This is a genomic window from Ideonella sp. P3_A4 (assembly GCF_056403075.1).
On sequence record NZ_JBFUGE010000336.1, the window covers coordinates 1 to 6,714 of the forward strand.

Consider the following 6,714-nt stretch of genomic DNA (forward strand, 5'->3'; position numbering starts at 1 on the left):
GGCAAGTCCTCATCAGCGTGGCCATAGACCAAGACAGTTTCTCGAATGGGGAACTGTGCAAGGTCGACAAGTGCCGGCGCGTGCAGCCCAAGGCCGAGTCGGCCTATTGGTACGACTTCAATACCGCCAATGCGTTGGCTGGCGTCATGAAGCGCGACGGCGTTGACGTCCCGGTGCGGCGTAACGCCGATGGGTCGGTGGAGACACTGGCCGATGACGGAATGGCGTGGGGCATTAACAAAGCCGGTGTGGTCGTCGGAACCTATGGAGGAGGCCGGGGGTTCTATTTCGATTCCAAGTTGCACGATCTCCCGCACCTCGGATTCGCCCCGACCACGGCGTTAGACATCAACAACGACGGCGTGATCGTTGGTGTGTCAACGCTGAAGAACGGGAAGAGGCGTGCGTTCAGTTACCAGAATGGCGTCATGTCGAACCTGGGGGTGTTGCCCGGCGGGACATTCTCCACCGCGTCGGCGGTCAATTCCCGAGGCGTTGCCGTCGGATGCTCGACGGACGTCAATCAAGACACCGTGGCCGTCAAGTACCAGGGCGGTGCCGTGAAGCCCCTCGGTACCCTGGGTGCCGGCTGGGCCTGTGCCAGCGGAATCAACAAATCGGGCGTGATCGTCGGCGTGGGGAAGGTCCCGAATGACGATCAGAGATCGCGCGCCTTCGTCTACGAAGGTCACCAGATGCTCGATCTGAACACGCTGATCTCCGCGGACGCCCAGAACAAATGGCTGCTCTATGCCGCACCGGCGGTCAATGACGCAGGCCAGATCGTGGCCAACGCCATTCGCCGGTCAGATGCGAACTCGGTGGCCTTGCTGTTGACGCCTCGTCCCTGACGAAGCCTACGGGGGCGCTGACGACGCCCCCGCCGTCGCCAGACATCCAGACAGCCCCCTCCTGCGTCATTTCGCCACTGTCACACCCTTGTTCGCCAGCGCATCCGCGCGCTCATTGCCCGGGTCACCCGCGTGGCCCTTGACCCAGTGCCAGCTGACCTGGTGCTGCTGCACCAGCGCATCGAGCTTCTGCCACAGCTCGGCGTTTTTCACCGGCTTGTTGTCGGCGGTGCGCCAGCCGCGCTTCTTCCAGTTGTGGATCCAGGTCGTGATGCCATTCTTCACATACTCGCTGTCGGTGTAGATCGCCACGCGGCATTGCCGCTTCAGGCTGGCCAGCGACTCGATGACAGCGGTCATTTCCATCCGGTTGTTCGTGGTGAGCTTTTCGCCACCGAACATTTCCTTCTCGTGGCCGCCCGAGCTCAGCCAAGCCCCCCAGCCGCCCGGCCCGGGGTTGCCCTTGCAAGCCCCGTCGGTATAGATCGTCACCTCGGTCGAATCGTCAGTCACTTCTTTCCTTCTTTTCACGATGAATGTTGTGGTTCAGCGCCACCGGCGCCGGCGCCGCCTTCGGGCCGACGCGCTCGCCGCGGGCCAAGCCGATCAGCCGCATGCCACGCACGCGCTTGACCGCCACCACGCAATAGACCGCACCGAACACCGGCCACCAGTGCGCGCCGATGCGGTCCATCCAGCCGAAGCGGTCGAGCCAGCGCTGCGACCCCATCGGTGGGCGCCAGCAGCCAAAGCGGCCGCTCTCGATCTCGAAATCCAGCAGCCTCAACCAGTCGCGCAATCGCCAGTAGCCGATGAACTCGCCCGAGCGCGGCAGAAACAGGCTGCGTTGCCCGCCGGCGAGCTTCAGCCTGGCATGGCCCAGGCGTTGGCGCGCGCCCCACAGGCTGGCCGGGTTCAGCCCGACGATGACAACCTTGCCTTCGGGCCGCAGCACCCGCGTCACCTCGGAAAGCGCACGGTGCGGGTCGGCCGCCAGCTCCAGCGTGTGCGGCATCACCACCAGGTCCAGCGACTGGTCGGGAAAAGGCAAGGCCTCGGATTCGCAGTGCAAAGCCACCGGCGCCGGGCCGATCGACAGGGGCGCGCCCTGCTCATCGACCGACGGCGGCATGTCGATCGCCTGCGGCAGCGTCAGGCTGTCGCTGGCGATCCAGCGGTGCGGCATGCGGTTGTTGCGCAGCGTGTCGACTTCGGGCAGGCCCAGCTGCAGCGCGTGGAAGCCGAAGATGTCGGTCACCGCATGGTCCAGGCGCTCTTGTTCCCAGGCCAGCAGGTAGCGGCCCGGGGGGGTCGTCAACCAGAGCCCCAACTCTATAATTGACTCGTTTTGCGTCATGAATCTGGTTGCCCTGCCCGCCTCTGCCGACAACTACATCTGGATGCTTCACGACGGCCATCAAGCCCTCGTGGTCGATCCGGGTGACGCGGCGTCGGCGTTCGACGCGCAAGGCCGGCCCGGGCTGGCACTCAAGGGCATTCTAGTGACGCCTCATCACCGTGATCACATCAGTAGCCCGACCGGGTTTGGGCACCGGTCGAACGACATGGCGCACCGGCAAGCGCCGTGGTCGGTAACGCTTCCCGAAGCCGGTTTGCGCAAGCCGCGGAACCTGCCCACCCCGCCGTGACTCAACACCTCGCCCGTTGCGAAGCGCTGCACGCGGCGGGCCGACCCAACTTGCCTTGCGCCAGCGGCTTGGCGCGGCAGACCAACCCTTTATGCGTTGTGACGAACCGGCCCTGGCCGATGCGGCACACGCCCACGGCGCCGGCGCCAACGATCTGACCAAGGTCTTGGCCGCCTTGCGCGAATGGAAGAACGACGACCGATGAAGCATTCGAACGCCGCGCGCCGACCGGCCCTGGCCGCCCTCTGGCTGGCCCTCGCCTTGACCCCGTGGTTCACGGGCTGCGCCACGCCTGGCGAGCCCGCGGCAGTGGTCGACGCCATGATGCCGGCTGCCCCAGCCGCCGGCCCGACCGCGCCGGCAACCGGCACCGAAGCCGCCGCGCCGGCCACGGCCCCCACCCCACCGGCCAATACGACCGAGGCCGAGAACTTCGTCGCCACGCCGATCGACCCGGTGCAACCGGAACGCCCTGTTGATCTGTTCGACAACAACGCGCGCATCGACCTGTGGTCGCGCGTGCGCATGGGCTTCGGCCTTCCCGACATCGACAACGACCTGGTGCGCGGCCGCGAGCGCTGGTACGCCGACCGCCCCGACTACGTCCAACGCATGACCGAGCGCGGCAGCCGCTACCTCTTCCACGTGGTCGAAGAGCTGGACAAACGCGGCATGCCGACCGAGCTGGCGCTGCTGCCGTTCATMGAGAGCGCATTCAACCCGCAGGCCATGTCGGTCGCGAGTGCCTCGGGCATGTGGCAGTTCATCCCGTCCACCGGTAAAGACTACGACCTCAAGCAGAACATCTTCCGCGACGACCGGCGCGACGTGCTGGCCTCGACGCGCGCGGCGCTCGACTATCTTGGCCGGCTGTACAAGCTGTTCGGCGACTGGCACCTGGCACTGGCCGCCTACAACTGGGGCGAAGGCAATGTGCAGCGCGCCATCGCGCGCAACCAGAAGGCCGGCCTGCCCACCGACTACCTGAGCCTGCGCATGCCGGACGAAACCCGGCTCTACATCCCCAAGCTGCAGGCGGTGAAGAACATCGTGCTGCACCCGGATGCGTTCGGCCTCGAGCTGCCTGAGCTCAAGAACCACCCGTACTTCCTGAGCGTGCCGATCGAGCGCGACATCGACGTGAGCCTGGCCGCGAAGTTGGCCGACGTGTCGATGGAGGAATTCCGCTACCTCAATCCGCAGATGAACAAGCCGGTGATCCTGGCCGCCGGCACCGAGCAGATCCTGCTGCCCTACGACAACGCCAACCACTTCGTGAAGTCGATCGCGAACCACCACGGCCCGCTGGCCACCTGGACGGCCTGGGTCGCGCCGAAGACGCTGCGCCCGGCCGATGCCGCCAAGCAGGTCGGCATCAGCGAAGCCGCGTTGCGCGAGGTGAATCGCATCCCGCCGCGCATGCTGGTGAAGGCCGGCTCGACGCTGCTGGTGCCGCGCAGCGCCCACCGCGACACCGACGTCTCAGAGCAGGTGGCCGACAACGCGATGCTCAGCTTCGCGCCCGATGCGCCGCCGCTCAGGCGCCTGACGCTGCGCGCCGGCAAGAAGGGCGAATCGGTCGCCTCGGTGGCGCAGCGCTACCGTGTGTCGGCCTCGCAGGTGGCGCAGYGGAACAAGACCAGCGCCAGCGGCCACTTCAAGGCCGGCAGCACCATCGTCGTTTATGTGTCGGGCGGCTCGGGCACGCGCGTGGCGGCCGCAGCGGCACCGGCCAAGGGTGGCAAGGCCGCGGCCAGGCCGGTCACGCGCTCGGCGGCAGCGCCCAAGGCCAGCACCGTGCGGATGGCACGCAAGTAAGGCGAGACGAGGCGCCTGCGCGGCGCCTTCGTCAGTCCGGATCGAACGAGCCGCGATTCAGCGGCGGTCAACCAGGGCGTGGGCGATCGTCGACAGGTCGACGTACTCGAGCTCGCTGCCGGCCGGCACGCCCCGCGCCAGCCGCGTGACCTTCAGGCCGCGCGCCTTCAGCCCTTCGGACAGCACATGCGCCGTGGCCTCACCCTCGGCAGTGAAGCTGGTGGCCAGGATGACTTCTTCCACCCCGCCCTCCTCAGCCCGTGTCATCAGGCCAGCAGCGCCAAGCGCACTGGCGCCCACGCCGTCCAACGGGCTGATGCGCCCCATCAGCACGTAGTAGTAGCCGCGGTAGCTGCCGGTGCGTTCGAGCGCTGCTTGGTCGGCGGGTGTTTCCACCACGCACAGCTGGCGCGCGTCGCGCTGCTCGTCACTGCAGATCACGCACAGCTCCTGGTCGGTGAAGGTGTGGCAGCGTTTGCAGTGGTGCACCAGGCGCACCGCCTCGTCCAACGCGCGGGCGATCTGCTGCGCCCCGGCGCGGTCGTGCTGCAGCAGATGGAACGCCATGCGCTGGGCCGACTTCACGCCGACGCCAGGCAGCTTGCGCAAGGCGTCGATCAACGCCTCAAGGTGACTGGCAGTCACGAATGCTTAGAACGGCATCTTCATGCCCGGGGGCAGCGGCATGCCTGCCGTCAGCTTGCCCATCTTTTCCTGGCTGGTCGCTTCGGCGCGGCGCACGGCGTCGTTGAAAGCGGCTGCCACCAGGTCTTCCAGCATGTCCTTGTCGTCGGCCAGCAGGCTGGGGTCGATGGTGACGCGCTTGACGTCGTTCTTGCAGGTCATTACGACCTTCACCAGGCCGGCGCCCGATTGGCCCTCGACCTCGATCAACGCCAGCTCTTCCTGCGCCTTCTTCAGGTTGTCTTGCATGGCCTGGGCCTGCTTCATCAGGCCGGCGAGTTGACCCTTCATCATGGTGGTGTGTCCTTGGAAAGTTGATCAGAGAAAGACGGTGTCAGGCCGGCCGGATCGAGCCGGGCACGATGCGCGCGGTCGAGAACTGCGCGAGCATGGCCTGCACCAGGGGGTCGTTGTGGATGATGGCCTCTGCTTCGCGCTGGCGCAAAGCGGCTGCCTCGGCGTCACGGCGCGCCGGTGAATCGTCGGGCACACCGGCGCTGGCTTCAATCTTGATGTTCTGGCCGGTGTGTGCCACCAAGGCCGCCTGCAATTTCTCGGCCAGCGTCGGCTGGCGCAGCGTTTCGCGCTCGACCTTCAGGCCCCAGCGCTCGCCGCCGCCCTCGGCCGCGTCGATGGAGATCAGCTCGGCCTGCATCGCCAATTCGCGGACCAGCGCGGTGATGGCGTTGGCCGAGTTGAGCGAAGCCACGACTTCGGCCCAGCGATCGCCAAGCGCGGTGCGCTGCACCCGAGGATCAGCAGACGCAGCAGCGGGTACGGGCACTGATGGCGCCGGCGCCGCAGCGACCGTGGGCCTCGACACGATCGGCGGCTTCGCTGCCACGGCCGCGGGCGGCTCGGCCACGCGAAGCGGCGCTGCCGCGCCGTCTTCAAACGGCGCCTCGTCCATCCATGGTGGCGGTTCGTCAGACGTCTTCGCCGGAGCTTGCGCGACAGGCGCCGCAGGCCGTGGAACAGGTGCTGGCACCGGCGCGCCCCCGACAGGGCGCGCAGCCACCGGCGCGGACGGCCGTGCGACCACCGGCGGCGGCACGGGCACCGGGGCGCGAGCGCGCTCGGCCACGCGAGCTTGCAAAGCCGCCGAAGCCGGCGCGGCTGCCGCAGTCGAACGCTCTGCCGCACGCTCGCCACCCCCATTGGCCGGGAATGCGAGGAAGCGCAGCAACACCATCACCAGCCCGGCGTATTCGTCCGGCGCCAGGCTCAGCTCGGCGCGGCCCTGCAAGGCCATGCTGTACAGCAGCTGGGTTTCGTCCGGCGCCAGCAGCGGCGCCAGTTGGCGCCCTGCCTCGGTGTCGGGGTCGGTCGCGTCCAACGCACCCGGCACCACCTGCTCCACTGCCATTTGCTGCAGCAGACGGGCGAGTTCTTCCAGCGTGCCCGAGGCCGACAGGCCCTGGCTGCGCAGCCCTTCGGCCTCAGCCRGCAGCGCCGGGCCGTCACGCGAGGCCAGCGCTTCGATCAAACGTTGCGCATGGCGACGGTCGACCGAACCGAGCATCGCGCGCACAGCCGGTTCTTCGAGCTTGCCGCCACCAAAGGCAATGGCCTGGTCGGTCAGCGACAAGGCATCGCGCATCGAGCCGCGTGCCGCCCGCGACAGCAGGCGCAAGGCGCCCGGCTCGACCGGCACATTTTCTTTCGCCAGCACGTTTTCCAGGTGCTCGGCCACGGTCTGCGGCGCCATCGGC

At 67.6% G+C, this 6,714-nt stretch carries 9 protein-coding genes; 4 read left to right on the forward strand and 5 right to left on the reverse strand.

What is annotated here, in order from left to right; translation table 11 throughout:
• Positions 1 to 851, forward strand: an 851-nt coding sequence (locus AC1DYI_RS23225; RefSeq protein WP_477206497.1) for a DUF3466 family protein, incomplete at its 5' end; no start/stop codon positions are given.
• 66 nt (positions 852 to 917) lie between these two features.
• Here AC1DYI_RS23225 and rnhA read toward each other — a convergent pair.
• Entirely contained in the window at positions 918 to 1,364 is a 447-nt protein-coding gene (gene rnhA, locus AC1DYI_RS23230; RefSeq protein ID WP_477206498.1) for a ribonuclease HI, read from the reverse strand.
• On the reverse strand, positions 1,357 to 2,208 hold the full coding sequence (locus tag AC1DYI_RS23235; RefSeq protein ID WP_477206499.1) for a class I SAM-dependent methyltransferase: 852 nt from the start codon (positions 2,206 to 2,208) through the stop codon (positions 1,357 to 1,359). The genes rnhA and AC1DYI_RS23235 overlap by 8 nt, the downstream gene beginning before the upstream one ends.
• Here AC1DYI_RS23235 and AC1DYI_RS23240 point away from each other — a divergent pair.
• From AC1DYI_RS23240 to AC1DYI_RS23250, 3 genes are all read left to right on the forward strand, one after another.
• Entirely contained in the window at positions 2,207 to 2,500 is a 294-nt protein-coding gene (locus AC1DYI_RS23240) for a hypothetical protein (protein ID WP_477206500.1), read from the forward strand. The genes AC1DYI_RS23235 and AC1DYI_RS23240 overlap by 2 nt on opposite strands.
• A gap of 91 nt (positions 2,501 to 2,591) precedes the next feature.
• Entirely contained in the window at positions 2,592 to 2,705 is a 114-nt protein-coding gene (locus tag AC1DYI_RS23245; RefSeq protein WP_477206501.1) for a hypothetical protein, read from the forward strand.
• A complete protein-coding gene (locus tag AC1DYI_RS23250; protein WP_477206502.1) occupies positions 2,702 to 4,318 on the forward strand; it encodes a transglycosylase SLT domain-containing protein in 1,617 nt (538 codons plus the stop codon). The genes AC1DYI_RS23245 and AC1DYI_RS23250 overlap by 4 nt, the downstream gene beginning before the upstream one ends.
• A gap of 57 nt (positions 4,319 to 4,375) precedes the next feature.
• Here the strand turns inward: AC1DYI_RS23250 and recR are convergent, their stop codons facing one another.
• The 3 genes from recR to AC1DYI_RS23265 all read right to left on the reverse strand — a co-directional run.
• Positions 4,376 to 4,963 (reverse strand): recombination mediator RecR, encoded by a 588-nt coding sequence (recR, locus tag AC1DYI_RS23255; RefSeq protein WP_477206503.1) that lies wholly within the window; start codon positions 4,961 to 4,963, stop codon positions 4,376 to 4,378.
• Between the two features lie 6 nt (positions 4,964 to 4,969).
• Positions 4,970 to 5,296, reverse strand: a complete 327-nt coding sequence (locus AC1DYI_RS23260; RefSeq protein WP_329716564.1) for a YbaB/EbfC family nucleoid-associated protein — start codon at positions 5,294 to 5,296, stop codon at positions 4,970 to 4,972.
• Between the two features lie 40 nt (positions 5,297 to 5,336).
• Positions 5,337 to 6,714 (reverse strand): DNA polymerase III subunit gamma/tau (locus AC1DYI_RS23265; RefSeq protein WP_477206504.1); only part of this gene is annotated, 1,378 nt, incomplete at its 5' end.